This is a genomic window from Syntrophobacter fumaroxidans MPOB, from assembly GCF_000014965.1.
Taxonomy (GTDB): Bacteria; Desulfobacterota; Syntrophobacteria; order Syntrophobacterales; family Syntrophobacteraceae; genus Syntrophobacter; species Syntrophobacter fumaroxidans.
Window position 1 is genome coordinate 3,710,781 of record NC_008554.1, and the last position, 26,363, is coordinate 3,737,143.

Sequence of the window (26,363 nt, forward strand, 5' to 3'; positions counted from 1 at the left end):
AACGATGTCAAACGGAATTGCAGCGCACCACGGAAATGTTTCCCGCCTCGATCCGCCGGGATTGATCCGCACGGATGCGCGCTGCCTGTCGAATCCCGAATGAGAGCAGTCGCGGGTGCCTTACGGGCGGACGTGGGGGAGCGCGGGCAACGATGAGCCCGCCGGGGTCACTCGTCCTTGCCCGAGTAGGCCTCCGTGGTGACCTTCCCCTGGAAGATCCGATGCTTGTAGCCGGTGTAGACCAGAATGACGGGGAGCAGAACCGACGTCACCTGGAGCATGAATTCGAGGGTGTCCTTGGAAGCGGCCGCGGCGTGGACGGTGACGGCGGAAGAGACCACGTTGGGGATCATGTCGGGGTACATGCCCAGAGAGAGTCCTATGAAGGAAAACAGGATGATCCCGGCGTTGCAGAGCAGAGGGGCGAGCTCGCGCTTCCTCCGGAGGCTCACGAACAGCATGACGAAGCAAAAGGCGGCGAGCACCGGGAATACCGCGATGTAGTATGCTTCCGGAAGCGTCGTAAGCTTGCGGACCATCTGCGGATATTTCGCTGCCGTGAAGAGGTGCACCAGGATGGAGATTCCGAGGGTCATCAGGGAAGCCGCGAAAGAGGTGCGGTAGCTTCTCGCCTGGATCGGTCCGGCGGTTTTGAACACCAGGAAGTTGGAACCCAGCATGACGTAGCCGCACAGCACGCCGAGAGCGACGAGGCAGGAAAAGGGGTTGGCCCAGCCCAGCACGCTGCCTTTGAAAACTCCCTCCCGGACGTCGAGGCCGCCCAGCAGCCCGCCCAAAGCAAACCCTTGGGAGAGGGTCACGATCAGGCTTCCCACCCCGAAACACCTGCTCCAGACGGCGGGATGCCTCGAATTCTCGCGGAACTCGAACGACACGCCCCTGAAGACCAGCCCGAAGATCATGCAGAGGATCGGTACGTAGAGTGCCGAAAGGAGCACGCCATAGAAAAGCGGGAAAGCGCCGAAGAGCATTCCCCCCAGCAGAACCAGCCAGGTCTGGTTGTCGTGCCAGATGCTCCCGATGGACCCCATGATGAGCCCCCGTTCGCGTTCGTCGGTCGCGGCGAGCGAGAGGATGCCGACCCCGAGGTCGGCCCCGTCGCTGATGGCGTAGTAGAGCAGGAAAAAACCGATGATGGCCAGCCATATTTCCGGAAGGTGAGACTCTATCGCTCCCATATTCAAGTTCCTTCGGTCGGCGCGGAATGATGATTTGCTGCTTTCTATTCGGCCTATTCCGGTCGGTTCACTTGTTTTCGGCTCAGCCGGCGTGGGTGTCCGGCCCCTTGACGATGATTCTGCGCGCAAATCCCATGAACAGGATGAAGAGCAGCGGGTAAAGAATGGCGAACGTGAGCAGCGAGGTCCCGACCGTCGCGGCGGGGATCATGGTGGCGGCATCCGAGGTGCGCAGTAGATTGTACAGAATCCAGGGCTGCCGCCCGATTTCCCGGGTTATCCATCCGGTTTCCATGGCCAGGTAGCTCAGAGGCACTGCCCCGATCCATGAATAGAGCAGCCATTTGCGGGTGGGCAGGCGATCCGGGGTGAGGTCTCCCCGTTTCCACGCCCAAAGTGTCCAGATCACGAGGAAGAAGAGCAGGAAGCCTATCCCCACCATCACTCGGAAGGCATAGAAGAGCGGCGTCACCGGTGGCTGGTCGCTGCGGGGGAATTCTTTCAGCCCTTTTACCGGACCGGTCCAACTGTGGGTCACGAGCAGGCTCAAGCCGTTGGGGATACCGATAGCCCAGTCGTTCTTCTGTTCTTCCTGGTTGGGCCACGCAATCAGCAGTTCCGGGGCTCCCCGCCCCGGCGGGTTGGTCTCCCAGTGGGCTTCAATGGCTGCAAGCTTGGCTGGCTGATGGTGGAAAACGGCGATGCCCGAACCGTCCCCGAGGAGGATCTGCAGCGGTGCGACGAGAACCGCCGCGACGACGGCGATCTTGAAGGATTGCAGGAAGAACGCCGCATGGCGCCTCTTGAGGATATACCAGGCGCTGAGCCCACCCACCACGAAGAGCGAAACCTCCAGGCAGGCCACCCACATGTGGGACACGCCCCAGGGCATGTCCGGGTTGAAGATGGCGTCAAGTCTGCTGGTGATGATGAAACGCCCGTTCTCGAATACCCCGCCGGTCGGAGTCTGCATCCAGGAGTTGGCGACCATGATCCAGAAAGCGGAAAGAGAGCCGCCGAGGGCCACCATCGAGGTCGCGAACAGGTGCATGCCCGGCGAAACCCGCTTCCAGCCGAACACCATGACCCCAAGGAAGGTCGCTTCGAGCATGAACGCCATGGCGGCCTCGAACCCGAGCATGTGCCCGAAGAAGTCTCCGCCCGCGACGGAAAAAGGGCTCCAGTTCGTGCCGAACTGGAATTCCATGGGGATTCCCGAGACCACGCCGATGCTGAAGTTGAGCAGAAAAAGCTTGGTCCAGAAACGGCAATGATCGTAATAGCGTTTGTCGCCGGTCTTGAGGTAGAGGGCCTCCATCAGCACCAGGAAAATGCTGAGGCCCACGGTCAGAACCGGCCACAGAATGTGGAAATGGGCCGTTACCGCAAACTGGATGCGGGACAAAGTGACGTGATCGAAAAGGGTGTCCATACGATTTCGAGTCTCCCGATGAAACGGGTATGTCCGCCCGTCCCGCATCACTGAACCAGGGACGGCAGGGTGGATGAATTCCGGCCGGGCCGCGTTGCAGCCCCGCGTACCGGCCCGGCCTGCCCGGAGGGCCGCGCCGCGTCCCGGGAGGACGAGGCGCCGAGGGTACGCGATCTTGAGAAATTAGCAAATGCGTCCTCAAGTTAAAGCTGATATGATAAAAATGCTAGCCCGCGCTCCGCTCGGGCATGGTTTTCCGGCGCGTTTCGGCAACCGAGGGCCATGTAGCGTGTATCGCCCGACGCTGCCTGAGCCGCGTCGAAAATGCCGTCAGGCCCGGTCGTTCGCGGTGAACCTTCGCATGCGTGTGCCATGACATGAATTTTGTGAAACCGGATTCCAACAGCGCCATAGGTGTTTTCGACTCGGGAATCGGCGGGTTGACCGTCGTTCGGGCCTTGATGGAAAGGCTCCCGTTCGAGAGTATCATCTACTTCGGGGATACGGCCCGGGTGCCTTACGGGGTGAAATCCGTCGACACCATATCGAAGTTTGCCGGGGAGATCACCGAGTTTTTGCTCCGGCAGCAGGTGAAGCTGCTGATCGTCGCCTGCAACACCATGGCGGCCGTGGCCCGCGAGGTCATCGTGGGGCTCTCGCCCGTTCCGGTCCTGGACGTCATCGATGCCGGCGCGAGCAGCGCGGTCGAGGCAACTCGGGCCAGGTACGTGGGCGTCATCGGGACTCCCGCCACGATCAACAGCAACGCCTACGCGCGGGCGATCCACCGCCATGATGCCGGAATTCGCATATTCTCGCAGGCGTGCCCCCTCTTCGTGCCGCTCGTGGAAGAAGGGTGGCTCGATCACCCGGTAACGCGGCTGACCGCGCGGGAATACCTGCGCCCCGTAACCACTCACCAGATCGATACGCTGGTCCTGGGCTGTACGCACTATCCTCTGCTCAAACCCCTCCTGCAGAAAGTGGTGGGAAAGGACATCCATTTGGTCGACTCGGCCGAGGCCATGGCCGAGCGGACCGCCGCGGTGCTCACTGAAATGGATCTGTGGAATCGAAGTGCTTCCCCCCCGGATTACCGCTTCTTTGTCAGCGATGTGCCCTTGCGCTTCCAGGGGATCGGCGAGCGGTTCCTTGGAAGGAGCCTGCCCAAGGTGCAGGTCGTGAAATGGTGAAGGCTGCCCCGAATCCGCTTCTCATCAGCGACTGAAAGCGCTTTCCCGCCGGTTCCCGAGGGGCGCCGCCGCATGCGCACGCGGGCTGTAGCCCCGGGGGACGGGGGAATCTCTGCCTCGGTTTCCTGCCGCGTGTCAAAGCCGCCGTTTTCGATGCAACTCCTCATGAATCGACGGAAAACTAACGGCTGAAATGCAGCACGGCCTGATGGACTCCCTGCACGACCATGGCCATGCGTTTGTAGTCGAGGGTGTCGGCCGTGTCGCCGGCAGTGTGGTAGCTTGCGTTGCGGTAGAAGGCCGTATCGGTGATCATGACCGCTTTCCAGCCCTCGCGCCAGTAATTGCGATGGTCGGAGAAATCGATCCCGGGGACGATCGCCGGGGCGTTTATGGAATGAACGGGCAGAGGGGAGACGCCCCGCATGGCTCTCTTGACCCGGCGCACCACGTCGGTTTGGTCCATTTTGCCCACGACGGCGATGAAATCTCCCCGGCTCGGGTAGAAAGCTTTGAGCAGGATGAATGGAAATTTCTGACTCCCTTGCCGGTCGTTGAAGAAACCGATCGCCTCAAGGCAGATCATGATGCGAACCGATCGGTTCCGCGCCTTCAGTGAAGACGCATGGACGGCGCTGCCCATATGCGGCGTTCCGTAATAGGGAGGTTCCTCCAGGCTGTAGGCGACGAGTTCAACGAGGGTGTTCAAGGAGCTCTTACGGAGCAGATGTGCCAGTTCGATCAGTCCCGCCACGGCGCCGGCGTTGTCGTCGGCGCCCGGCCATTCCTCAAAAGCGTCGTAATGTGCGCCGACAACGATTCTGTCCTGCGTTTCCGGTCCGAAGCAGGCGATTACGTTGCGATACGTCGATCCATCGACTTGAAACGGCTGTTCGACGACCCGGCCTCCCGCTTTATCGAATTCGTCCCGAACGTAGGCCGCCGCCCGGTCCAGGTTTTCGGGATGGCCCGCATCCCGCGGCACAAAAGTTTCCGAAAGCATCCGCGTGTGCCGTTCGAGGCGTGCGGGATCAATGGATGCCGGGAGGTTTTCAGCCGACGTGCGCCAGGTCGGCTGGGTGAGCACAAACCACAATATCGCCACTGAGACGAGCACCGAGACCGCGGTCAACACGATAATCCTCCACAGGAATCGCATCCCTTGTTCCTTGTTCGCTTTTCGTGAACAGGATGATCTCCGGTCCGGAAAACCTTGCGTGCAAGTCCGGAGCGGCGGCCGGTATCCGGCCATCCCTCGCCCGTTCCGGCTCATGACGGTCCGAAGACAATTTCAGCCCGGTCGCCGGCCGTGCCGACCGAGCTTCAAAGCAATGGAAACGGATCGAACACAGCCCGCGGGAAACGGCCTTTCCTCACGGGCCGGATAAAGCGGGGGAGCGAAGCGTGCCCTGCCCCCCCGCCCACGGAAGCACCGCGTATGGAAAAGCTGGTCAACACATGGGGCGTATGCGAATTCGCCGAGATGAGTCACGACCCGTGGAGAAGATGGGACGCGAGCTGCAAGGCCTATCGTCCCGGCGAGGTCCGAAGAGTGGGGACCATCGGGCAGTGCTGCGCCAATTGCGTCTATTGGCTGGCTCCGGATGAGACCCCCGAGCCCGAGGACCGGTAGCGGATGCGGCGAACAGCGGGGAGTCCGCATGATCCGGGAACAGGGACATTCCGCATACGGTTCGCTTCGGCCGGACCGGCAGTTCCGTGCGCTCAGTCACGCAAAAGGGCGATGATCGTCGGTCCCCAACCGCACGCATCGGTCTTCGATCTCTTCTCTCTTCTTATGAAGCTCTATACACTCTCGATCATGGCAAAAATCTGGGCGTCATCGAAGCCCTTCAGGCGGATGGCACCGGAGCGGCAGGAAGCGGCGCATAGCCCACAGCCCTTGCACAGAGCAGGATTGATCTCCGCCTTGCCGGCGTCTCTTCCCGATTCCATGAAGCGCGGCGCGGAAAAAGGACAAATGTTCACACAGACTCCGCAACCGCTGCAGACGTTCGGATTGCTCGAAGCCACGGTGCCGCTCAGCGCGAGACTGTCGCGGGCCAGGAGAATGGCCGCGCGGGCGGCGGCCGCCTGAGCTTGGGCAATGCTCTCATCAATGGATTTGGGATAATGCGCGAGGCCGCAAACGTAGACCCCGTCAGTGGCAAAATCCACCGGCCGCAGCTTGGCGTGGGCTTCGAGGAAGAAGTTTTCGGCCGTCACGGGAATCTTGAAGAACTGGGAGAGCTGGCGGGCTTCATTGGGAATGACGGCGCTCGCCAACACCATGAGATCCGCCGACAAGACCACCTGCCGCTGGAGAATCGGGTCGAAGACCGTCACGCGCAGCCTTTCCTCACGCTCTTCCACCAACGGCTTGTTTTCGAGAGTATACCGGACAAAGAGCACCCCCGCCCGGCGCGCCTCCTGGTAGAGCAATTCCCGCTCGCCGTAGGTACGCAGGTCCCGGTAGAGTACGAAGACATCCATGGCTGGATTGAGACGCTTGAGCTCGAGCGCGCTTTCCACCGTGTGGGTGCAACAAACCCGGCTGCAATACGGCCGTTCCGGCTCGCGCGAGCCCACGCACTGAATGAAAACGGCGGATTCCACGGAGCTCAAAAAGGGATCCCGAGCGGCGAAACGTTCGTCCAGTTCCTGATGGGTGAGCACTCTTGGGTCCTGCCCGTAGAGGTAACCTTCAGGCCGATGCTCCTTTCCCCCCGTGGCGATGATCGCCACCCCGTGTTCCACCGTAACCGGATCGGTGCCGTTTCCGAGAGTCGACCGGAAATTTCCCACAAAGCCTTCCACCTGGGTGACGGTACTGGCGAGGTGGACAGTGACGCGGGGATGATGCAGGACGGTTTGCGCGAGATCGTCTACGAAACGCCGGATGTCCTCGCCGCGCCAGGTTTTGAACAGGCTGCGTGCCTGACCGCCAAGCTGGGCGCCACGTTCGGCCAGGTGCACGGGATATCCGAGATCGGCAAGAGCGCGGGCGGCTACCATGCCTGCCACTCCCCCCCCAATGACCAGAGCGCCCCGGGTAATGCTGAGACGAGGTTCCTCGAGCGGTTCCAGAAGGGCGGCTTTGGCAACCGCCATGCGTACGAGGTCCTTGGCCTTTTGCGTGGCCCGGACGGGATCGCCCTGGTGGACCCACGAGTCGTGGTTGCGGATGTTGGCCATCTCGAACAGGTATTTGTTCCGCCCGGCGCTCACCAGGGTTTCGCGGAACAGCGGTTCGTGGGTACTGGGCGTGCAGGCCGCAACGATGACGCGGTTGATGCCTTGTTCCTTGATGACCTGGCACATCTTGACCTGGGTATCCTGGGAACAGGTATAAAGGTTGTCTTCCACGTAGACGACGTGTGGAAGACCTTTCGCGTATTCCCGGACGGCCGGGACATCCACCACGCCCCCGATATTGATGCCGCACTGGCAGACAAAGACGCCGATGCGCGGAGGCTCCCCTCTGACGTCCACTTCGACGGGCTTTTCCGGAACCGCGGCCTGAGTCCATCGGGCTTCGCTCAGAAGGGTACTCGAAGCCGCCACGGCGGCGGAGGCCTCCATAACCGATTGCGGGATGTCCTTGGGCCCCTGAAAGGTGCCGCAAACATAAATGCCCTCGCGCGAGGTCTCCACCGGGGCAAAGCTGGTGGTGCGCGCAAAGCGGTTTTCATTGATCTCGATTCCCAGGCGTTGCGACAGAGCGATGGTTTCGCGTCCCACTTCGAAACCGACCGAGAGGACCACCATGTTGAAGATTTCTTCCTCGATGCTTCCGGACTCGGTGCCGTAAGCAATGCTGAGGTCTCCATCGCCAACCGGTGTTACCGAATGGACCCGCGAGCGAATGAAGCGTACCCCGTGCTCGTCCCGGGCGCGGTTGTAGAAATGCTCGAAATCCTTTCCGTAGGTTCGCATGTCCATGAAGAAGATGGCCGTGTCCAACTTCCCCTGTGCATGCTCCATGGCGATAACCGCTTCTTTGATCGCATACATGCAGCACACGCCGGAACAATAAGCGTTGTCGCAATGCTGCAGATCGCGTGATCCCACGCACTGGAGCCAGGCGATCCTGGTTGGTTCTTCACGGTCGTAAGGACGCATGAGATGGCCGCGGTAAGGTCCCGAAGCACTGAGGATCCGTTCGAATTCGAGGCTGGTGACCACGTTGGGGTGGTCGCGGTAGGGATAAGTATCCATGTTGGAAGGGTCGAAGACTTCATTGCCGGGAGCCAGGATCACCGCTCCTACTTCGAGCGCGGTACGACGGGGCTGGTCGTCGTAGCGAACGGCTTGCGCCAGACAGACCTTTTCGCACAGACCGCAGCCGAGACAGCTTGCCCGGTCAATGCCGTACCCCCGGGGAATGGCCTGGGGATAGCGCATGAAGGTGGCTTCCCGGCGATCGATCCCCTGGTTGAATTCATTGATGGCGCTGGCGGGGCATACCTGGCGGCACTGCCCGCAGGCCGTGCACCGTTCGAGATCGATGAACCGTGGCTGAGTGGCGAGGGTCGGTTTGAAGCAGCCGGCTTTGCCTTCAAGTGCCTCCACCTCCGAACCGGGATAAATGCGGATGTTGGGATGACGCCCGACCTCAACCAGTTTCGGGGAGATGATGCACATGGCACAGTCGTTGGTGGGGAAGGTCTTGTCCAGTTGAGACATGATCCCGCCGATGGCCGGGGAGCGATCCGCCAGATGGACCAGATACCCCGAATCCGCCAGGTCCAACGAGGCCTGCATCCCCGCCACTCCTGCTCCCACTACCAGTACCGCACCAATGGCCCCTGTTTTTACATCACTCATGGCAATCACGACTCCTTGACCTCCGGGTTCTCCGCCGCAGGCCCCACAACAGCATTGTCCCGCGACAATGCCGGGTTAACGAATCTCAAGACCGGATCGGTTTGGAACGCAATACCGCAACGCCCGCCTCGCGCGTGTCTTCAAGGTGAAAGCGCCTCCATGCACCGCAAGAACCGGAAGCCCGGATGGGTTCCAAGGCTCGGGGTTGGGAACCGGCTCGGCTGATTCCTGTCGCCGCGTTCCCCATCCGTTTACAAACCAAGGCGCACAAATTGGGGGGTTGTCCCCTCGTAATGATGCAGGTCCACCAACCCCGCCCGCTCCACCTCGCTCAGGAGCAAGGATATTTCGTAGACTCCCAGCCCGCTCCTGGCGGCGATCTGGCGAACGGAAAGCGGACCCTCGCGGAGGCATTCCAGGATGAGAGCTTTCCGATATTCCTCGCGGACCGCCGTTGCCTTCACCTGTCGGTATTCTCCCAAGTCGAGAGCTTCGCCGTAAACATTCTTCCCTTCGGTGAGCGGCCGCTCCATACCGAGGAGCCACCTCAAGCGGGGAGCCGCGAGGGCACCTTCCAGGGCTGAGAGGACCAGCGCCTGCCGTTTGGCGTCGAAGGGGCCGAGCGTCCGCGTCAGATCGCTCAACTCCTTCACAAACTGAGCGAACTGCTGGCCTTCAGCGGCGCTCACCCACCTCAACTGGGCCCGCTCAGCACCGATCCCGGAGAGCTCAAACAACTCCCGAATCATTGCCATGCGCTGTTCCGTGAAAAGGTTCCCGTCGAGATAATGGCAGTCCCCGATGTGGCACCCGAACACGGCCACAGCGTCAAATCCGCTCCGGAGACCCTCCACGATGAAAACGGGATCCACCCGGCCCGAACACATGGTGCGCACCACGCGAATGGTCGGTGGATACTGAAAACGGGAAACGCCTGCCAGGTCCGCTCCGGCGTAAGAACACCAGTTGCATAGAAAAGCCAGGATCTTGGGTTCGAAAGAATCGGTCATGGTTCATTTCCTTTAAGTCAAAGCTGAGCCTCTCACATCATTTCTCTTCTTCCACTATCGACGCCCAACCCCTCCCACCGGGCTTGCGCTGCTTCCACCACCCCGGGAGACCTCCTCGGGGCCAAGCGCCGATCGCCGGGCTCTCCCGCACCGGCTGCCGTCGCCGGCACCCCGGCAGCCCCAGTGAGGACAAAAGCAAATGACGGGTTCATTAAGTCCTCCCGTGGCAATCTTCTTGGACGGGTCGATATTGCAGCATAAACGACCTCGAACCCCCGGCGCGGACACCTCGGCCGTTCGCTCCATGGGGCGCCGGCACGCATTACGAACTCGGCGATGCGGATATTCATTGCCGCAAGCCTTTATCATGCATGAGAGGGAACTCACGCCAACGGTCGTGCCTCGGCTGCCGACCCCACACCCGGGCAGCCGCCGCGCATCAGGCAGAGGCCGTCAGGACCGGTTCTCGTTCCTTCCCGTACCAGGACAACTGGAGAGCACGGCTGATGAGTTGACCGCAAAGATTGGAACCGAGGAAAGGCGAGGGATCTTTCAGCCTTGCTCTGAACCTGCCGACCCCGGCAGGAACATCAAGCCACTTCACCCAAAGCCGAAAGACAATTGCATGGAAAAGCTCCCAACCAGGACAATCCCCGCGACTCCAACAGAGGCTCGGGAGCGGCGGGAAGCAGTAGAATGCTCCGCTTGAGACGATCCGTCATAATCCGCAAAAAGCTTACAAGACCTTGGCTTCTTTGTACAATCAATAATATCGATGGATTTTCCGGCTTTTCATAGGAAGAAGACCCGGAAAATCCGTAATATGAAGAATAATGCAGTGGTTTTTTCATGTCTTTTCGTGAGGAAAACAGAGTCGGGACGGGGTAGAGGTGTTTTTGAACGAACCATGCCGCATGGGACCGCCGCGGATGGCCCCGGTCTTTTGGTGCAGCAGGTTCTCCAATGCTTTCCCGGAGGAACGCTAGCTCAGGAAACTCAAAAGCCTCCGGTTGAAATGAGCGGCGCCTTCAATGTTGGACAGATGCAAAGCGCCGGGGATGACGAACAGCTCCGATCCCTCAATCTGCCGTTGAATGGTTTCGGCCGCGCTCACCGGCGTGCCTTCGTCTTTTTCCCCCACCATGATCAAGGTGGGCACCTTCACCCTGGACAATTCTCCCGACAGATCGAACCGGCTGATGGCCCGGCAGCACCCCGTGTAACCGGCAACCGGCGTGCGAACGATCATGTTCCGGATGCGCTCGGTCGCTTGCGGCTGATCCCGGCGGAAGGCCTCGCTGAACCAGCGTTCGAGGGTTTCCCGGGCGAGAGCGGTCATGCCTTGCGTTTCCGCCGTTCGGATGCGCTCCTCCCAGACGGGAGCCGTCTCGGAAGGCATGCGATTGCTGGTGTCGCAGAGAACGAGCCTGTCGAGCCGTTCAGGGTAACCGACGGCAAGGACCTGGCCGATCATGCCGCCCAGTGAAAGGCCCACGAAATGGGTACGCGCGATGTCCAGGTGGTCGAGAAGACCGATCACGTCCGAGCTCAGCATCTCCATCGTGTAAGGGCCGGGCGGCGCCGAAGAACCCCCGTGTCCGCGCGTGTCCATGCGCAAGACCCGGTACGCGTCGCGCAGCGGCGGCAGCTGCAAATCCCACGATTCGAGAGCTGCGGCCAGGGAATGGCTGAAAGTCACCACCGGCGCCCCCGGAGGCCCCTGCATTTCGTAGCGGATCAGGACGTCGTTGACTCGAACCCGCATCGGTCTTTCCTCCTTCATCCGTTCTTCAGCGACGCGCGCGCGCCGCGGCTACCCTCGCAGGACGGCCACGGCCGTATCGTAGACGTCGTCGGGGTCGAGGGGCTTCGTCATCGACCGGTCGGCGCCCGCTTCTTCCAGGCGCCGGTTTTCGTATTCCTGCCCTTCCGTGGTGAGCATCACGATGTGAACATCCTTCAGCCCGTACTGATTCCTCACGGCGTTGCAGACTTCGAGACCGTTCATCTTGGGCATCAGGACGTCGAGGAAAACCAGTTCGGGCCGGTGCTGCCGAATCGCCTCGAGGGCTTCCATGCCGTTGCCGGCCAGGATCAGTTCCACGCCCTCGTCGGCAAGCTCCTGGAGCGTCTCTTCGAGCATCTCTCGTACCCGGGCGTCGTCATCTGCGATCAGGATCTTTGCCATTCCTTCATCCTCCTTCTTTCCGGACACCCTCGAAAGCCCTACCGGACCGTGGGGCTGCGGGGGAATGCCCGGCGGATTCCTTCGCTCCCGAGTCGACGGGGCCGCTCTCGATCGGTGGAGCCGCCACGCCCCTTGAATACCGGGTTGAGGGGCAACGTGCGGCGAGAGGCGATCGAAGGTGGAGGGGGCTCCCTGTCGGCACGGGGAAAGAGCTTGCGCCAATGTGCGGCCTCACTTGAGAAACCGGCCGTCATATCAATACAAACATTACCACAGGATCGGATCGAGTTGGAGGCAAACTTCCGGTTTCGGCGGGGGTGAGCGTTGAACACGGCCGGGAAAAGAGCAAGAGCCCGGCGAAGGGGGCCTATGCGTTCCAGAGGGGTTCCCGGCCTACTCGCCCCGCTTTGGGGGCGGCCACCACGTATGTGCCCAGCATCATGTCGTGGAGGGACTGCCCCATGGGCCCACCGAAAAGAAAGAGATAGACGTCGAAAAGACAGATTCCCAGGAAAGCGGCCGTCAAGGTGGCGTCGATCGTCGAGGCGCCCGTTTTGGGAGGGAGCGCCAGGACGGCCAGGCACGCAGGCAGGGCCGTGAACATGAACCTGACGACGGAGCGAAAGAAGGAAAGCGGAAGGCCCTCTTCGTCGAGCACCTGGATCCCGGTGATGTATTTTCCGAAGGTCTGTCCCTTTCCCGGAGAGCTCTGAAGGATGCCGAAATACAGCATTGCAAGCGCTCCAAAGAGCCCGAGCGCCGGCAGTCCGGGGATTTGAAACGATGCGGGCAGCACGATGGTCATCGCGAAGGTGGCGCCTGCGACCAGGCCCATATCCAGTGCAAAGGCGACGATGCGCCTCCACGCGGAACCGGCTTTCCCCAGGTCGCTCCGGATGGGCCTTTTCGGCGCGGGAACACGCCTTTTCGCGCGTTGAGGGGGAATCGGCCTGTCCCTGCCGCCTGCGCGAAACGGTTTGTTCATGTTGCCTGCCGGAGCCGGTTTGTCCCCGCCATGCGCGGAAAGATGCTTATCTCGGACAGGCGCCGGGAGGGGCCTGTCCGCGTCGGGCGCAGCCGTCATTTTGGGGTTGCCGGGCACATGGGACTTTTCAACTGGAACGTTTCGGCTTGCGGCGTACGGCAAGGCCGCTTCCACACCGGGCGCCGGTTGTCCGGGATCGATGATGAGACGTGCGCCGCATTGCGTGCACTTGCCGGTAGCCTTCTTGCGGGGAACTCGGCCGTCTTTGATGTGGTGAACGGTCTCACACGTCGGGCATACAATTCGCATACGATCCTCCGGGCGTCCGGGTTTGAATTGGGGGGAACGCAATCCGCTGCAATTGATCAACAGGGTTTGCGTCCTCCCGATGGAACGCCTTCCGGAATGCTCCAGGCGCTTATGTTGATACAAGTGGAACGCGATCCAGGCGCTCAAATCTTTCACAATCGCTTTCAACGATCAATCGGCTTTCCGAATGAGGTTCTGAAATGCTTTTTCCAATATATTCACATCGAATGCTCCGAAATCAATATCGGAATGCCGCCGTGAACAGCCTGATGTCATGATGTTCCTATAGGCAAAGGATAGACGACAGATGACTTGAAGGGTCTTGATGCAAAAGGGAAAAAGGTTGAGTCTTCCATACGTCAGGCTTTTTCGTACTGCGACGGAATTCTTATGAGGGAACAGGAAAAAGAATGAGGAAAAAGTTCCTCGGGCACCTTCCGGGCCGTCAAAAGCAATCGGACATTGCACGCGGCTGTGGTATGATGGCAAAAAACCGGCAGGTCCGGATATCCCGGGCGAAGCCAATTTAGACGGGGGAGAAAAGAAAAGAGGCTTCCAACGGCCGTTATCGGTATCATGGTGCTTTGCGGACTTACGCTGGCCGGACCGGCATGGGCATCCGGACCGGTGCCTCGCACCCTTACGGGCTGCGTCATTGGCGGGACGCTCTATTCGATTCACCGGGGGTCCGCGGACCCCGCCGGGAAAAAGCAGGTCACCGTCTACCGGATCAATGTCCAGAAACTGAACCTTGCGCCTTACGAGGGAAAGAAAATCCGGGTCCGGGGCGAGCTTCTGCCCCGCGATCGGTTCTACGCCGATCCCTCATCGGTGAGGGTCCTGGGGCCTTGTGACAATGCCTCCCGAAGGGCGATATCCCAACGCTGAAAACAAGCGACGGGGAGGGCGAATGCCGACGGCGGTGCGTTTCACGGCGTCGGCGAAAACGATACCGGCCGCTTCCGATTTGGATACAGGGTGCCGCGGGAATGTGACGATTCTGAACGGTCCGGAGTGCGTTTCATCGGAGCGCGTTCCGGGCCGGGGATTACGGGAATGACCCAGGAAGGCGACGTGGTGCTGGTTTACATGGACGATACGCCGGCGTTCTTCGCGCGGGTGGAATCGATTTCCCCGGACGTGAAGCCGGACTGGTTCCATGCGAAGCTGTTGGTGCTGCAGGTTCCGCTGTTCGTGGTGACCTGGATATTGCGGCGCGGTTACATCGACGGCGTGGAATTCACCATGGGCGGGAGGCCTATGAGGCTGGAAAAGGTTGTCGCCCCGGATGCGGAAGTAATCACGGACGGCTCGTCACCCGGGGAGGAGGAATCCGGGGAAGCGGCCCGCAAAGACCCCGGGGCGGCCGGCGGGTCGGCGGCAAAAGTGGTGTCCATATTGGAACGGCGCAGGAGGGATCACTCCTCCTGATCCCGAAGCCACCAGTGGTCGTGTCCCTTGAACCACCAGTCTGCCGAGTCGGTGCGCAGGATTTCGGCGCCCAGTCGCTTGCCGATGTCCGTCTTCAGCCGTTTGAGCGCGAAGTGAATCCACTGGCGCGCGTAGGTGTTGCCGAGGTCGTGCTGTTCCTTGAGCTCCAGGATGAGGTCCAACTGATCGGCATCATGCACCAGCTTCGACGCCTCCGTCTCCTCGTCGCGATATTCCTTCAGCAGCTCCCGGTATTCGGACCCGAACGGCAAAGTCGAGGCAAGATCGTTGACGGCTGAGGTCTCATCGGGAACGACATACTGCTTGTTGACATAGTTGAGGTCGCCCGTCCGGGCCTCGGGGACGTCGTGAAAGAGGCACAGAAGGACGACCTTGTACCGGTCGGGATGATCGGTGAGCGTGGCGAGGGTGTAGCCGATCATGGCCACCCGGTATGAATGCTCCGCAACGGATTCCTTGCCGGAACCGAGAAACTGGAACCCTGAACGGGGGGTTTTCTTGAGCATTCCCAGCTCGAAGAAGAAATGAACGATGTCCTTGTGATTCAATGTGCGTGTTTCCTTTCCAATCGGTCGATGGATGCGCGGTTTTGGCCGCCTGCCCTCCGGGGCTGCTCTGTGCGGGAATCAGACTAGTCGAACCGGTTTCCGCGGGCAAACCAATTCGACAAGGGCGCCTCGAAATTTCATCGTTTTAGCTTTTCATCGGGTTTCGGTTACTATATACTATATACTATATAGCTCGTTTAATCGCATGTACCTTGATTAAGGTGTCGGATCGAGGAGGTTTCGGGACGGATGAAACACACCCTTTCGGTTCTCGTGGAAAACAGTCCCGGTGTCCTGACCCGGGTCGCCGGCTTGTTTGCCCGGCGGGGATTCAACATCGACAGCCTGGCGGTCGGCCGTACCGAGCGAAACGATGTGTCCAGGATGACCATCGTGGTCGAGGGCGATCACCATTACATCGAGCAGGTCACCAAGCAGCTCCATAAGCTGATCGACGTCATCAAGATCAGCGACATCACCACCGATGAATACGTCGATCGGGAACTGGTGATGGTCAAGGTGGCGGCCGAGCCCAGCCAGCGGGTGGAAATCATGCACATCGCCGGTATCTTCCGGGCGCGGGTGGTCGATCTGGCCCGCAAGACCATAACGTTCGAGTGTACCGGGACCGAGGGGAAGATCAATGCCTTCGAGGAGTCCTTGCGCCCGTACGGGATCAAGGAACTGGTTCGGACCGGGAAGGTTGCCATGTTGCGCGGCGCAAGGTTCGTCAGCGTGGACGGCGGATCGAAGGAGATAGAGTCTTAGGGCCGGCTGCGGAAGGGCTGGTGCGGCCCCGGTCCGCACATGGGAGGTATGGTTTTGGAGATCACCGTTGCAGAAGCGTTGATAAAGTGCCTCGAAAAGGAAAACGTGGAGGTGGTGTTCGGCTATCCGGGAGGGGCGATCCTGCCGGTCTACGATGCTTTGTACCATTCTTCGCGTATCAGGCACGTGCTGGTGAGGCACGAGCAGGGAGCGGTGCACGCCGCTGACGGATACGCAAGGGTCACCGGCCGGGTGGGGGTTTGCGTGGCCACCTCGGGGCCGGGGGCCACCAACCTGGTCACCGGGATTGCCAACGCGTACATGGATTCCATACCCCTTGTGGTTTTCACCGGCCAGGTTCCCACCAGTCAAATCGGCACGGACGCCTTTCAGGAGGTGGACATATTCGGCATCACCATGCCGGTCACCAAGCACAACTACCTGGTAAAGGATCCCCAGAGGCTGCCGGCCATCGTGAAGAACGCTTTCCATATCGCCTCCACGGGACGTCCGGGTCCGGTGCTGGTCGATTTGCCCAAAGACGTGGCGCAGAGCGTGATTTCGTTCAAGTACCCGGGCACGGTGCGGCTGCGCGGGTACAAGCCGACGTACCGCGGGCACCCCGCGAAGATCGGTGAGATCGCGGAACTGATCCGCAAATCCAAACGACCGGTGATTTACGCCGGGGGTGGGATCGTCACCTCGGATGCGGCCGGGGAGCTGCTCCAGCTGGCGGAGACCATTTCCGCTCCGGTGACCAACACTTTCATGGGACTGGCCGGTTTTCCCGGGGACCACCCGCTCTTTCTCGGAATGCTCGGCTTGCACGGGACGCGTTACGCGAATCTGGCCATCACCGAATGCGACCTGCTGATCGGCCTCGGAGCGCGGTTTGACGACCGCGTCACCATGAACATCAATGCCTTCGCCCCTCAGGCTACGGTCATTCACATCGACATCGACCCTGCCGAGATCGGCAAGATCGTCAACGTGCACGTGCCCCTGGTGGGAGACGTGAAGACGGTGCTCCAGTCGCTTTTGCCGCAGCTGGAAAAGACGGATCGCTCGGCCTGGCTGGCCCGCATACGGGAGCTCAAGGAGCAGCATCCCCTTTCGTACAGCCGGGAAGGCGGCCTGAAACCCCAGTTCATCATCGAACAGCTGTGGGCCTGCACGCGGGGGAACGCTATTGTGGCCACGGACGTCGGCCAGCACCAGATGTGGGTGGCTCAGTACTACCGTTTCAAGTCCCCCCGCACGCTGATTTCCTCGGGGGGACTGGGGTGCATGGGGTTCGGCCTTCCCGCGGCCATCGGCGCGAGCATTGGTCGGCCGAACGCGAAGGTTGTGCTGGTGACCGGCGACGGCAGTATCCAGATGACCATGCAGGAGTTGGGCACCATGATCGAACAGGGTGTGCCGGCCAAGATCATCATCCTGAACAACCATGCCCTCGGCATGGTGCGGCAGTTGCAAGAGTTTTACTGCGAAGGCCGTTACATGTCGGTCAATTTCCGGTTCCACCCGGATTTTGAAACGTTGGCCAAAGCCTATGGAATTCCCGGGCACACGCTGCGAACGGAAGAGGAGGTGACTTCCCGGCTTCCGGGGATAATTGAGGCCCCCGGAGCGGCCATTGTCAACTGCCTGGTCGCAGCCGAAGAAAACGTATCGCCCATGGTACTTGCCGGAAAAGGGATCCACGAGGCGATCGACTGCTCCTGATCGAAGGAGGATTTTCAGCCCGAGGAAGGGGACCGGAAAGCTCGAACGGCCTGTCCGGGCCGGAATTGCAGCGAGTGACTTTCCACGCGGTTTTGCGGTTCGATCGGAGAGACGAAGGGGGCCAGCGGTTTTGGGGTCCATTCGAACCCCGTCGTTCTCCTCCAATCTCCAAGCCAGCGCTCACGGACTTCCTCCCGTTCATTGCCTCTCCCCAGGTACGGGTATGAGATCGTCGCCGGTTCACAGTCCGCAGCGACTGAAAGCCGCGGACCCGGACGCGGCCCGGAATCATCGTCCGTTCGAAGAGTACGGACCGTTGACAGGGTGTGACATGTCACGTACAATCACCCGTCTATCTCATGAAAATTGCTTCGATTTAGTTGTGTCGATGCGTCGCCGCCCGAGATGGAGCGGGGCAGTCGATCAGCTCTTGATTTTCGGAGTCAATCCATCATTATAAGGACCTTTATGAAAATGCGGGGAGCTCAGATATTTTTCGAGTGCTTGAAGAAGGAAGGGGTCGAGGTCATCTTCGGTTTCCCCGGCGGGGCAGTGCTCGACATATACCACGAGATGCCAAAGCACAATATTCGGCACATCCTGGTGCGCCACGAACAGGGTGCCGCTCACATGGCCGACGGTTACGCCAGGGCGAGCGGACGCGTCGGTGTGTGCCTGGTTACCTCCGGCCCGGGCGCCACCAACACGGTCACCGGCGTCGCCACCGCGTACATGGATTCCGTCCCCATGGTGGTCTTTACCGGGCAGGTGCCGACGCCGCTTATCGGCGACGATGCCTTCCAGGAAGTGGACATCATCGGCATTACACGTCCGTGCACGAAGCACAGCTACCTCGTGCGCAACGTCAACGACATGTCCCGGGTGATTCGCGAGGCGTTTTACCTGGCGCGCACGGGGCGGCCCGGTCCGGTTGTGGTCGACCTGCCCAAGGACGTGATCCAGGCCTCCACCGACTTCAAGTATCCCAAGAAGGTGGACCTTCCCGGCTACCGTCCCACGGTCGAAGCCCATTCCGGGCAGGTAAAGCGGGCGTACGAGGTTTTGAGGAAGGCCAAATCGCCGCTCATCTTCGCGGGAGGCGGTATCATCATTTCGGATTCATCGCAGGAGTTGATCAGGATAGCCGACCTGATCCAGGCCCCGGTGACCTGCTCGCTCATGGGCCTTGGCTGTTTTCCGGCCGGGATTGCCGACGCCAAAGGCCGGCGGCGGCCCAATCCGCTCTGGCTGGGTATGGTGGGGATGCACGGCACCTACCAGGCGAACATGGCGATATCCCAGGCCGATGTGATCTTCGGCGTCGGCGTGCGCTTCGACGACCGTGTCACCGGCAAGATCAGCGAGTTTGCGCCGAAGGCCAAAATCATACACATTGACGTCGACCCGTCGAGCATCAGCAAGAACGTGGTGGTTGACGTTCCCATTGTGGGCGACTGCAAGAATGCGCTCCAGCAGTTGATCCGGTTGTTCGAAGGCGAACCCCTGGAAGGTGTTTCCGACGTGCGACGCCCTTGGTTCGATCAGATCAACGCATGGAAAAAAGGACATCCGCTCACTTATGTTCAGGGAAACGAGCTCATAAAGCCCCAATACGTCATTGAAAAAATCTGGGAGCTCACCGGCGGCGATGCCATCATCACGACGGAAGTGGGCCAGCACCAGATGTGGACCGCCCAGTTCTTCGAATTCGACCGCCCGCGCTCCCTGCTGACCTCCGGAGGCCTGGGAACGATGGGCTACGGGTTTCCGGCCGCCATCGGCGCGCAGATGGCCTTCCCCGACAGGCTCGTCATCGACATTGCGGGAGACGGGAGCATCCAGATGAACATCCAGGAGCTTTGTACGGCCGTCTGCAATGACATCCCGGTGAAAGTGGCGATCCTCAACAATCTCTACCTGGGATTGCCCCGCCAATGGCAGGAGCTTTTCTACGAGAAGAACTACACGGGGTCCTGCATGGAAGGCTCTCCGGATTTCGTGAAGCTCGCCGAGGCCTACGGAGCGATTGGGCTGAGGGCCAATAAGCCCGAAGAAGTCGAGCCGGTTCTGCGGGAAGCTTTCAAGATCAGAAAGCCTGTACTGATGGACTTCCTCGTGTCGCGGGAAGAAGGCGTTTACCCCATAGTCCCGCCCGGAAAGAGCATAACCGAGATGCTTCTGGCGTAGCTTCCCACGGCTCGACGAAAGCATCAGGAGGGAATCAAGTGATAATCAGCGAAAAGCAGAGGTACACCATAGGCATACTGGTGCAGAACGTACCGGGAGTTCTGGCTCGGGTGGTGGGATTGTTCAGCGGCAGGGGCTACAACATCGAGACCGTTACCGCGGCCGAAACCCATGAACCCGGCCTTACCCGCATCACCCTGGTGACGACCGGGGACGAGCGCGTACTGTCTCAGATCGTCAAGCAGTTGAACAAGCTGATCAACGTCATCAAGGTGTATGATTTCTCGGAAACGGAGTTCGTCGATCGTGAGATGGCGATTATCAAGGTGCGGGCGGAACCGCCGACCAGGGCCGAAGTCCTGCGCATCGTGGATATTTTTCGGGCCAAGGTGGTTGACGTCAGTCCTCACTTCTATACGCTTGAGGTTACCGGCAACGAGAGCAAGATCCAGGCGATCATGGAACTGCTCGGCCAGATCGGTATAGTGGAAGTGGCCCGCACCGGGAAAGCGGCGCTGGCCCGAAGCAAGAAACATTGACCCTGCAACTGAGGAAGCTCACGGCTCACTGTGCCGAGGCCTGCTTCGGGGCGGTCCGGCCCGCCGAGCGAGAGGGGGCCGGGCGTCGCGCGCCGGGAGCCGTGAATCACAAAACCAAGGAGTGTCGGTATGCGGATTTATTACGAGGCGGATGCGGATCTGAATGTACTTCGTGGGAAGAAGGTCGCCGTGGTCGGCTACGGCAGCCAGGGACATGCCCAGGCGCAGAACCTGCGCGACAGCGGTGTCGAGGTCGTGGTGAGCGACCGGGCGGGCAGTGAGAATTTCGAAAAGGCGAAGGAAGACGGTTTCTCCCCCGTTTCGGCCAAGGAAGCTGCGGCAGCCTGCGAAATCGTGCAGATCCTCACCGAGGATCACGTTCAGGCGCAGTTGTACCGGCAGGAAGTGGGGCCCGCCATGAAAGCAGGGGAAACGCTTCTTTTTTCGCACGGTTTCAACATCCATTACGGTCAGATCGTTCCGCCCAAGGATATCAACGTGGTCATGGTGGCTCCCAAGGGACCCGGCCACCTGGTGCGCAGCGAATACGTGCGGGGAGCCGGGGTTCCCGCCCTGGTGGCGGTTCAGCAGGACGCCTCGGGCAATGCACTGCAGATCGCGCTCGCTTATGCCAAGGGCATCGGCGCCACTCGCGCGGGTGTCCTGGAGACCACGTTCAAAGAAGAAACCGAAACCGACCTGTTCGGGGAGCAGGCCGTGCTGTGTGGCGGCGTGTCCGAGCTCATCAAGGCGGGATTCGACACTCTGGTGGAAGCCGGGTACCAGCCCGAAATCGCTTTTTTCGAGTGCATGCACGAGCTGAAGCTGATCGTGGATTTGATCTACCGGGGCGGTCTGGCCTACATGCGCTATTCGGTCAGCGATACCGCCGAATACGGGGATCTCAGCCGCGGCAAGCGGATCATCACCGCGGAGACGCGCGCCGAAATGAAGCGGATCCTCGAAGAAGTCCAGTCAGGGGATTTCGCCCGTGAATGGATTCTGGAGAATATGGCGGGAAGGCCCATGTTTCGGACCACTCGCGAGCGTGAGAAGAAACTCCTGGTGGAGGATGTCGGGGCGAAGCTGCGTTCCATGATGCCGTTCCTCGATGCCGTGAAGATGATTTGATCGACGACCGGAAGCCGCTCCCTCCCATGGATGGATCATGTGCGGGGGAGCGGCTTTTGCCGTTGACCTGAGGAGCCCCGGGGGCCGTATCGACCATTGCGGGCCTGCCGGAGAGGGGTGGAATACTCACTTGGATCGCACGGACTTTCGACAGAAATCGGCACACATTCCGGTGGCGCGGGAAGGGGTTCCGTTCATTGTTGCGGGGATGTTCGTCACCTTTGTTGCCGCGATTTTGGGATGTTCGTTCCTTGCCTGGGTTCTGACGGCGGTGACTTTACTCGTTGGGCATTTTTTCCGCGATCCCGAGCGGGTGGCCATGGCGGGCGATCGAGAACTGGTCTCCTGCGCCGACGGGAAGGTGATCGCCATCGACAGGGTAGAGTCGGCGCGGTTCATCCCGGGACCGCGTCTGCGGATCAGCATTTTCATGTCCGTGTTCGATGTTCATGTGAATCGCATTCCCTGTTCGGGGATCGTTCGGGGTGTGTGCTATCAGAAAGGACGCTTTCTTGCGGCGAATCGAGCCGCAGCCGGCCGGGAGAACGAACAGAACTGGCTCTGGATTCGGACCGATGAGGGAGCCGACATCGTTCTGACGCAGGTCGCCGGGCTCATTGCCCGCCGGATCGTGTGCTGGCCGGGCGCCGACGACAAGGTGGTCAGGGGGGAGCGTTTCGGGATGATTCGCTTCGGGTCGCGCATGGATGTCTACGTTCCGGAAGACAGTGAGTTCCTGGTGTCTCGCGGGCAGCACGTCTACGGGGGAGAAACCGCCTTATGTCGCCTGAAATAAAGAGGCGGCGCCCGAGGAAGCGCAAGTGGCGCCGATTCAGGGAAGGTGAAGTGGCCAGGGGCACTTATATCGTGCCGAATCTCTTCACCACGGCCAACCTGTTCAGCGGCTTTTTCGGCATCGTGAGCGCCATCGACGCACACTTCGACAGGGCCGCCATAGCGATTCTGGTTTCGTGCGTGTTCGACATCCTGGACGGAAAGGTGGCCCGGTTCACGCGGGCAACCAGCCGTTTCGGCGTCGAATACGATTCTCTTGCGGATCTGGTGGCCTTCGGCGTGACCCCGGCCCTGTTGATGTACCTGTGGGCCCTTCGGCCTTTCGGACGACTCGGCTGGCTGGCCGCCTTTGTTTTCGTGGCCTGCGGAGCCCTGCGGCTGGCCAGATTCAACGTGCAGACGGAAACCGCGAGCAAGAAATACTTCGTGGGTTTGCCGATTCCCGGTGCGGCGAGCGTCGTGGCGACCACCCTGCTGTTCATCGAGGTGCTGGAGATCACGCTGCCGCCGTCCGGAGGGGTCCTCCTGCTCGTGGCCACGTACATCCTCGGTTTCCTGATGGTCAGCACGGTCCCCTACAACAGCTTCAAAGATTTTGAAATCGTCAAGGCCAAACCCATCACGGTTCTGTTCGTGGCTGTTCTCGGGCTGACGATCGTGGCCGTCAACCCCGGCCTGATGCTCTTCCTGATGCTTATGGTCTACCTCGTATCGGGACCGGTCCGCTATGTCATATGGCGTCTCAAGGGAAAACCCGGTACGCCGGTGGTCGAGCCGCCCAAGTCGGTGGAGGCCGCGGAGGAGGGCCCCGGGCAACCGGCGCCCGCCGAAGAACAGTCTCAAACCTGACCGACGGTCAACCGGCTGATTGTGGTGGAGCGGGTGCAGGGACGGTTCGAGCGACGCCGAGCCCGGGGTTTTCCTGCGCCGGAACCGGCTGATTGCCGGGGTTCGCCGTGCCGGTCCCGTCCTGTGGCTGTGACCGCCTCGGATTACCCGGGGAATGCATGAAAAGTGCGTCTGCGGGTGGAGTATTCGGCTGAAAGCCGATCAACAACATGGGCTCGAGAACCTTGACTTGCCCGCGCCTGCGAGGTGCCGGACATTTTCCCGGGGGATCGAGCAAGAGGTGAAGAGAACCATGCCCATGACCATCAGTGAAAAAATCCTGGCCAGGCACTCGGGCAAATCGACGGTCCTTCCCGACGACCTGATCGAAGCCGGCATCGATTTCGCTCTGGGAAACGATATCACCGCGCCGCTGGCGATCGAGGCGTTTCGCAAGGTTGGGGCCTCGCGCGTTTTCGACCCGGAGCGTATTGCCCTCGTTCCCGACCACTTTGCGCCCAACAAGGACATCGCCTCGGCCATGCAGTGCAAGATCCTGCGGGACTTTGCACGGGAATGGAACCTCACGCACTACTTCGAAGTGGGCCGGATGGGGGTTGAACACGCGCTGCTTCCGGAACAGGGGCTGGTGCTTCCGGGTGACGTCGTCATCGGTGCGGACAGTCACACCTGCACCTATGGCGCACTGGGCGCGTTCGCCACGGGAGTGGGCAGCACGGATCTCGCGGCGGCGATGATCACGGGACGGGTCTGGTTCAAGGTGCCCTTTTCCATGAAGTTCGTGTACCGGGGCAAGCTCGGGCCGTGGGTGGGGGGAAAGGATCTCATCCTGTACACCATCGGACAGATCGGAGTGGACGGGGCCCGCTATCGAGCCATGGAGTTCACGGGGGAGGTCATCGACCGGCTTCCGATGTCGGACCGCTTCTCCATGTGCAACATGGCCATCGAAGCGGGCGCCAAGGCGGGCATCATAGCCCCCGATCCCGTCACCGAGGAATATGTGAAGGGGCGGGCCAAAAGATCCTATGAATTCTATCGGAGCGATCCCGATGCGGCCTTCGAATCCGTCCATGAATGGGACGTTTCCGCGTTCGAGCCCATGGTAGCGCTCCCGCACTCGCCCGCCAACGTTCGTCCGGTTTCCCGGATCCCGCGGACGGTCATCGATCAGGTGGTGATCGGTTCCTGCACCAACGGGCGCTACGAGGATCTCGAAACGGCCGCCGCAATCCTCAAGGGCAGGAAGGTCGCCCCCGGGGTACGCTGCATGATTATTCCGGCAACCCGGGAGATCTACCGGCAGGCCCTGAGAAACGGGTTGCTCGAGACTTTCGTGGACGCGGAAGCCGCGGTGAGCACCCCCACCTGCGGCCCCTGTCTCGGCGGTCACATGGGAATCCTGGCCGCCGGCGAAAAGGCCGTGGCGACCACGAACCGCAATTTCCTGGGTCGCATGGGCCACGCCGAAAGCGAAATCTATCTGAGCAATCCGGCGGTGGCGGCGGCTTCGGCCGTTGCGGGACGAATCGTCCATCCGGATGAACTGTAGTATGTTCGTTCCGAAGGCAACCATGGCGATGCAGATGAGGTCCATTCGATGAAACTAAAAGGAAAAGCATGGAGATTCGGGGATGACGTGGACACGGATGCCATCATTCCCGCTCGGTACCTGATTTCTTCCGATCCCAAGTTCCTTGCCGGGCACTGCATGGAAGACGCCGATCCCGAATTTGTGAAGAAGGCGAAGGCGGGCGACATCATCGTCGCGGGGAAGAACTTCGGGTGTGGTTCCTCCAGGGAGCACGCACCGGTTTCGATCAAGGCCGCGGGGCTGAGCTGCGTCATCGCGCACAGTTTTGCGCGGATTTTCTACCGCAACGCCTTCAACATGGGGCTGTTGATCCTGGAATCCCCCGATGCGGCAGCGGCGGTCAGGACAGGCGATGAACTGGAAGTGGATGTGGACCGGGGAATCATTCTCAACCTCACCACCGGGGAGCAATACCATACGCACCCCGTGCCCCCTTTCATGCAGGAGCTTCTCCGGGTGGGCGGGTTGATGCCCTATGTTCGGGAACAGCTCTCCGGGGAATAGTCCCGATTTTTGACCGACACGACATTACACGAACGGAAGGCGGGTTATGGCACAAGGAAAAGCATATCGCATTGCGGTGATTCCCGGAGACGGCACAGGGCCGGAAGTGGTCCGGGAAGGGCTCAAGGCGCTCGACGCGGTCGCCGCCGTGAAGGGCTTCAAGGTGGAGAAGGTGCATTACGACCTGGGCGGCGAGAGGTACCTGAAGACCGGGGATATCCTCCCGCAGGGAGTTCTCGATGAATTGCGGACTTTCGACGCCATTCTGCTCGGCGCGATAGGACATCCCGACGTCAAGCCGGGAATCCTGGAAAAAGGGCTTCTGCTGGAGCTGCGGTTCCAACTGGACCAGTACATCAACCTGCGTCCGGTCATCCTGTATCCCGGGGTGGAGACTCCCCTCAAGGACAAGAGGCCCGAGGACATCGACTTCGTCGTTGTGCGCGAGAACACCGAAGGGCTGTACGCCGGTTCGGGCGGTTTTCTACGCAAGGGGACGCCTCACGAGGTGGCGATCCAGGAATCGATCAACACGCGCGTGGGCGTCGAGCGTTGCATCCGCTTCGCGTTTGACTTCTGCCGCCGGAGGAACGCCGGGAAAAAGTTGACCTTGTGCGGCAAGACGAACGTCCTGACCTATGCCTTCGACCTCTGGCAGCGCGTGTTCAACGAAGTGGCGGGGGAATACCCGGATATCGGGACCGACTACGCCCATGTGGATGCGACGTGCATGTGGATGGTGAAAAACCCCGAGTGGTTTGACGTCATCGTGACGGACAACATGTTCGGGGACATCATCACCGACCTCGGGGCCATGATCCAGGGCGGGATGGGAATTGCCGCGGGCGGCAACATCAATCCTTCGGGCGTGTCCATGTTCGAGCCCATCGGCGGGTCCGCGCCCAAATACACCGGGCAAAACGTCATCAATCCCCTGGCGGCCGTCGCCGCGGTGCAAATGATGTTGGACCATCTGGAAGAGCGCCCTGCCGCGGCGCTGATCGAGAAGGCCATCAAGAAGGTGGTGGCGCGGGACATCAAGAGCCTGTCGGCGGGGCGGATGGGGCGCTCCACCAGCGAAGTGGGCGACCTCGTGGCGGAGTACATCGCCGGGGCATGAACCCGCGG

The 26,363-nt window shown here is 60.7% G+C and carries 22 protein-coding genes and 1 pseudogene; 14 read left to right on the forward strand and 9 right to left on the reverse strand.

Annotation, left to right across the window (positions count from 1 at the left end; all coding sequences use genetic code 11):
- Positions 1 to 167: 167 nt before the first annotated feature.
- On the reverse strand, positions 168 to 1,199 hold the full coding sequence (gene cydB, locus SFUM_RS15590; RefSeq protein ID WP_011699846.1) for a cytochrome d ubiquinol oxidase subunit II: 1,032 nt from the start codon (positions 1,197 to 1,199) through the stop codon (positions 168 to 170).
- Between the two features lie 82 nt (positions 1,200 to 1,281).
- Positions 1,282 to 2,631, reverse strand: coding sequence for a cytochrome ubiquinol oxidase subunit I (locus tag SFUM_RS15595; RefSeq protein ID WP_011699847.1), 1,350 nt, complete (start codon positions 2,629 to 2,631; stop codon positions 1,282 to 1,284).
- 377 nt (positions 2,632 to 3,008) lie between these two features.
- Between SFUM_RS15595 and murI the strand changes: the two genes are divergently transcribed.
- Entirely contained in the window at positions 3,009 to 3,824 is an 816-nt protein-coding gene (murI, locus tag SFUM_RS15600; RefSeq protein WP_041440718.1) for a glutamate racemase, read from the forward strand.
- 181 nt (positions 3,825 to 4,005) lie between these two features.
- Here murI and SFUM_RS15605 read toward each other — a convergent pair whose 3' ends face one another.
- The gene (locus tag SFUM_RS15605) at positions 4,006 to 4,983 is read right to left on the reverse strand and encodes a M28 family peptidase (RefSeq protein WP_011699849.1); all 978 of its coding nucleotides are present in this window, start codon (positions 4,981 to 4,983) and stop codon (positions 4,006 to 4,008) included.
- Positions 4,984 to 5,262: 279 nt separating this feature from the next.
- On the opposite strand from SFUM_RS15605, the gene SFUM_RS22975 reads away from it, so the two are divergent.
- Positions 5,263 to 5,457 carry a hypothetical protein gene (locus SFUM_RS22975; RefSeq protein WP_041440708.1) on the forward strand — a complete coding sequence of 65 codons (195 nt, stop codon included), beginning with the start codon at positions 5,263 to 5,265 and terminating at the stop codon, positions 5,455 to 5,457.
- A 173-nt stretch (positions 5,458 to 5,630) separates the two neighbouring features.
- Here SFUM_RS22975 and SFUM_RS15615 read toward each other — a convergent pair whose 3' ends face one another.
- The 5 genes and pseudogenes from SFUM_RS15615 to SFUM_RS15640 form a co-directional block, all read right to left on the reverse strand.
- Positions 5,631 to 8,651 (reverse strand): FAD-dependent oxidoreductase, encoded by a 3,021-nt coding sequence (locus SFUM_RS15615; protein ID WP_011699809.1) that lies wholly within the window; start codon positions 8,649 to 8,651, stop codon positions 5,631 to 5,633.
- A 614-nt stretch (positions 8,652 to 9,265) separates the two neighbouring features.
- Positions 9,266 to 9,661, reverse strand: a pseudogene (locus tag SFUM_RS23990) (hydrogenase iron-sulfur subunit); the annotation flags it as partial.
- Positions 9,662 to 10,643: 982 nt separating this feature from the next.
- The gene (pcaD, locus tag SFUM_RS15630; RefSeq protein WP_011699812.1) at positions 10,644 to 11,426 is read right to left on the reverse strand and encodes a 3-oxoadipate enol-lactonase; all 783 of its coding nucleotides are present in this window, start codon (positions 11,424 to 11,426) and stop codon (positions 10,644 to 10,646) included.
- 48 nt (positions 11,427 to 11,474) lie between these two features.
- A complete protein-coding gene (locus tag SFUM_RS15635) occupies positions 11,475 to 11,849 on the reverse strand; it encodes a response regulator (RefSeq protein ID WP_011699813.1) in 375 nt (124 codons plus the stop codon).
- Positions 11,850 to 12,216: 367 nt separating this feature from the next.
- Positions 12,217 to 12,834: an RDD family protein gene (locus SFUM_RS15640; RefSeq protein ID WP_167321362.1), complete on the reverse strand. Its 618-nt coding sequence runs from the start codon at positions 12,832 to 12,834 to the stop codon at positions 12,217 to 12,219.
- 885 nt (positions 12,835 to 13,719) lie between these two features.
- On the opposite strand from SFUM_RS15640, the gene SFUM_RS15645 reads away from it, so the two are divergent.
- Both SFUM_RS15645 and SFUM_RS15650 read left to right on the forward strand, forming a co-directional pair.
- A complete protein-coding gene (locus tag SFUM_RS15645; RefSeq protein ID WP_011699851.1) occupies positions 13,720 to 14,031 on the forward strand; it encodes a hypothetical protein in 312 nt (103 codons plus the stop codon).
- Positions 14,032 to 14,199: 168 nt separating this feature from the next.
- Positions 14,200 to 14,574: a hypothetical protein gene (locus SFUM_RS15650; protein ID WP_011699816.1), complete on the forward strand. Its 375-nt coding sequence runs from the start codon at positions 14,200 to 14,202 to the stop codon at positions 14,572 to 14,574.
- On the opposite strand, the gene SFUM_RS15655 is transcribed toward SFUM_RS15650, so the two are convergent.
- Positions 14,562 to 15,143: an HD domain-containing protein gene (locus SFUM_RS15655; protein WP_011699817.1), complete on the reverse strand. Its 582-nt coding sequence runs from the start codon at positions 15,141 to 15,143 to the stop codon at positions 14,562 to 14,564. The two genes, SFUM_RS15650 and SFUM_RS15655, sit on opposite strands and share 13 nt — an antisense overlap.
- Positions 15,144 to 15,392: 249 nt before the next feature.
- Here SFUM_RS15655 and ilvN (SFUM_RS15660) point away from each other — a divergent pair, with 249 nt between their 5' ends.
- From ilvN (SFUM_RS15660) to SFUM_RS15705, 10 genes are all read left to right on the forward strand, one after another.
- Positions 15,393 to 15,911, forward strand: a complete 519-nt coding sequence (gene ilvN, locus SFUM_RS15660; protein WP_011699818.1) for an acetolactate synthase small subunit — start codon at positions 15,393 to 15,395, stop codon at positions 15,909 to 15,911.
- 39 nt (positions 15,912 to 15,950) lie between these two features.
- Positions 15,951 to 17,636 (forward strand): biosynthetic-type acetolactate synthase large subunit, encoded by a 1,686-nt coding sequence (ilvB, locus tag SFUM_RS15665; RefSeq protein WP_011699852.1) that lies wholly within the window; start codon positions 15,951 to 15,953, stop codon positions 17,634 to 17,636.
- Between the two features lie 468 nt (positions 17,637 to 18,104).
- The gene (gene ilvB, locus SFUM_RS15670; protein ID WP_011699820.1) at positions 18,105 to 19,823 is read left to right on the forward strand and encodes a biosynthetic-type acetolactate synthase large subunit; all 1,719 of its coding nucleotides are present in this window, start codon (positions 18,105 to 18,107) and stop codon (positions 19,821 to 19,823) included.
- Between the two features lie 38 nt (positions 19,824 to 19,861).
- The gene (ilvN, locus tag SFUM_RS15675; RefSeq protein WP_011699821.1) at positions 19,862 to 20,362 is read left to right on the forward strand and encodes an acetolactate synthase small subunit; all 501 of its coding nucleotides are present in this window, start codon (positions 19,862 to 19,864) and stop codon (positions 20,360 to 20,362) included.
- 129 nt (positions 20,363 to 20,491) lie between these two features.
- Positions 20,492 to 21,493: a ketol-acid reductoisomerase gene (gene ilvC / locus SFUM_RS15680; RefSeq protein WP_011699822.1), complete on the forward strand. Its 1,002-nt coding sequence runs from the start codon at positions 20,492 to 20,494 to the stop codon at positions 21,491 to 21,493.
- A gap of 130 nt (positions 21,494 to 21,623) precedes the next feature.
- The gene (locus SFUM_RS15685) at positions 21,624 to 22,289 is read left to right on the forward strand and encodes a phosphatidylserine decarboxylase family protein (protein WP_011699823.1); all 666 of its coding nucleotides are present in this window, start codon (positions 21,624 to 21,626) and stop codon (positions 22,287 to 22,289) included.
- Positions 22,274 to 23,137 (forward strand): CDP-diacylglycerol--serine O-phosphatidyltransferase, encoded by an 864-nt coding sequence (gene pssA / locus SFUM_RS15690; RefSeq protein ID WP_011699824.1) that lies wholly within the window; start codon positions 22,274 to 22,276, stop codon positions 23,135 to 23,137. The genes SFUM_RS15685 and pssA overlap by 16 nt, the downstream gene beginning before the upstream one ends.
- A 292-nt stretch (positions 23,138 to 23,429) precedes the next feature.
- Complete coding sequence (leuC, locus tag SFUM_RS15695; RefSeq protein ID WP_011699825.1) at positions 23,430 to 24,689, forward strand: 3-isopropylmalate dehydratase large subunit; 1,260 nt, start codon at positions 23,430 to 23,432, stop codon at positions 24,687 to 24,689.
- Between the two features lie 48 nt (positions 24,690 to 24,737).
- Complete coding sequence (locus SFUM_RS15700; RefSeq protein ID WP_011699826.1) at positions 24,738 to 25,235, forward strand: 3-isopropylmalate dehydratase small subunit; 498 nt, start codon at positions 24,738 to 24,740, stop codon at positions 25,233 to 25,235.
- A gap of 46 nt (positions 25,236 to 25,281) precedes the next feature.
- Positions 25,282 to 26,355, forward strand: coding sequence for a 3-isopropylmalate dehydrogenase (locus tag SFUM_RS15705; RefSeq protein ID WP_011699827.1), 1,074 nt, complete (start codon positions 25,282 to 25,284; stop codon positions 26,353 to 26,355).
- Positions 26,356 to 26,363: the final 8 nt, after the last annotated feature.

Bases quoted from the DNA above. Each gene is read 5' to 3' on its own strand.
- ilvN (WP_011699818.1), top strand. From the start codon at position 15,393: ATGAAACACACCCTTTCGGTTCTCGTGGAAAACAGTCCCGGTGTCCTG.
- ilvB (WP_011699820.1), top strand. From the start codon at position 18,105: ATGAAAATGCGGGGAGCTCAGATATTTTTCGAGTGCTTGAAGAAGGAA.
- SFUM_RS15595 (WP_011699847.1), bottom strand. From the start codon at position 2,631: ATGGACACCCTTTTCGATCACGTCACTTTGTCCCGCATCCAGTTTGCG.
- pcaD (WP_011699812.1), bottom strand. From the start codon at position 11,426: ATGCGGGTTCGAGTCAACGACGTCCTGATCCGCTACGAAATGCAGGGG.
- SFUM_RS15650 (WP_011699816.1), top strand. From the start codon at position 14,200: ATGACCCAGGAAGGCGACGTGGTGCTGGTTTACATGGACGATACGCCG.
- murI (WP_041440718.1), top strand. From the start codon at position 3,009: ATGAATTTTGTGAAACCGGATTCCAACAGCGCCATAGGTGTTTTCGAC.
- leuC (WP_011699825.1), top strand. From the start codon at position 23,430: ATGCCCATGACCATCAGTGAAAAAATCCTGGCCAGGCACTCGGGCAAA.
- SFUM_RS22975 (WP_041440708.1), top strand. From the start codon at position 5,263: ATGGAAAAGCTGGTCAACACATGGGGCGTATGCGAATTCGCCGAGATG.
- ilvC (WP_011699822.1), top strand. From the start codon at position 20,492: ATGCGGATTTATTACGAGGCGGATGCGGATCTGAATGTACTTCGTGGG.
- SFUM_RS15640 (WP_167321362.1), bottom strand. From the start codon at position 12,834: ATGAACAAACCGTTTCGCGCAGGCGGCAGGGACAGGCCGATTCCCCCT.
- SFUM_RS15700 (WP_011699826.1), top strand. From the start codon at position 24,738: ATGAAACTAAAAGGAAAAGCATGGAGATTCGGGGATGACGTGGACACG.
- cydB (WP_011699846.1), bottom strand. From the start codon at position 1,199: ATGGGAGCGATAGAGTCTCACCTTCCGGAAATATGGCTGGCCATCATC.
- SFUM_RS15605 (WP_011699849.1), bottom strand. From the start codon at position 4,983: ATGCGATTCCTGTGGAGGATTATCGTGTTGACCGCGGTCTCGGTGCTC.
- SFUM_RS15645 (WP_011699851.1), top strand. From the start codon at position 13,720: ATGGTGCTTTGCGGACTTACGCTGGCCGGACCGGCATGGGCATCCGGA.
- pssA (WP_011699824.1), top strand. From the start codon at position 22,274: ATGTCGCCTGAAATAAAGAGGCGGCGCCCGAGGAAGCGCAAGTGGCGC.
- SFUM_RS15705 (WP_011699827.1), top strand. From the start codon at position 25,282: ATGGCACAAGGAAAAGCATATCGCATTGCGGTGATTCCCGGAGACGGC.
- ilvB (WP_011699852.1), top strand. From the start codon at position 15,951: ATGGGAGGTATGGTTTTGGAGATCACCGTTGCAGAAGCGTTGATAAAG.
- SFUM_RS15615 (WP_011699809.1), bottom strand. From the start codon at position 8,651: ATGAGTGATGTAAAAACAGGGGCCATTGGTGCGGTACTGGTAGTGGGA.
- SFUM_RS15635 (WP_011699813.1), bottom strand. From the start codon at position 11,849: ATGGCAAAGATCCTGATCGCAGATGACGACGCCCGGGTACGAGAGATG.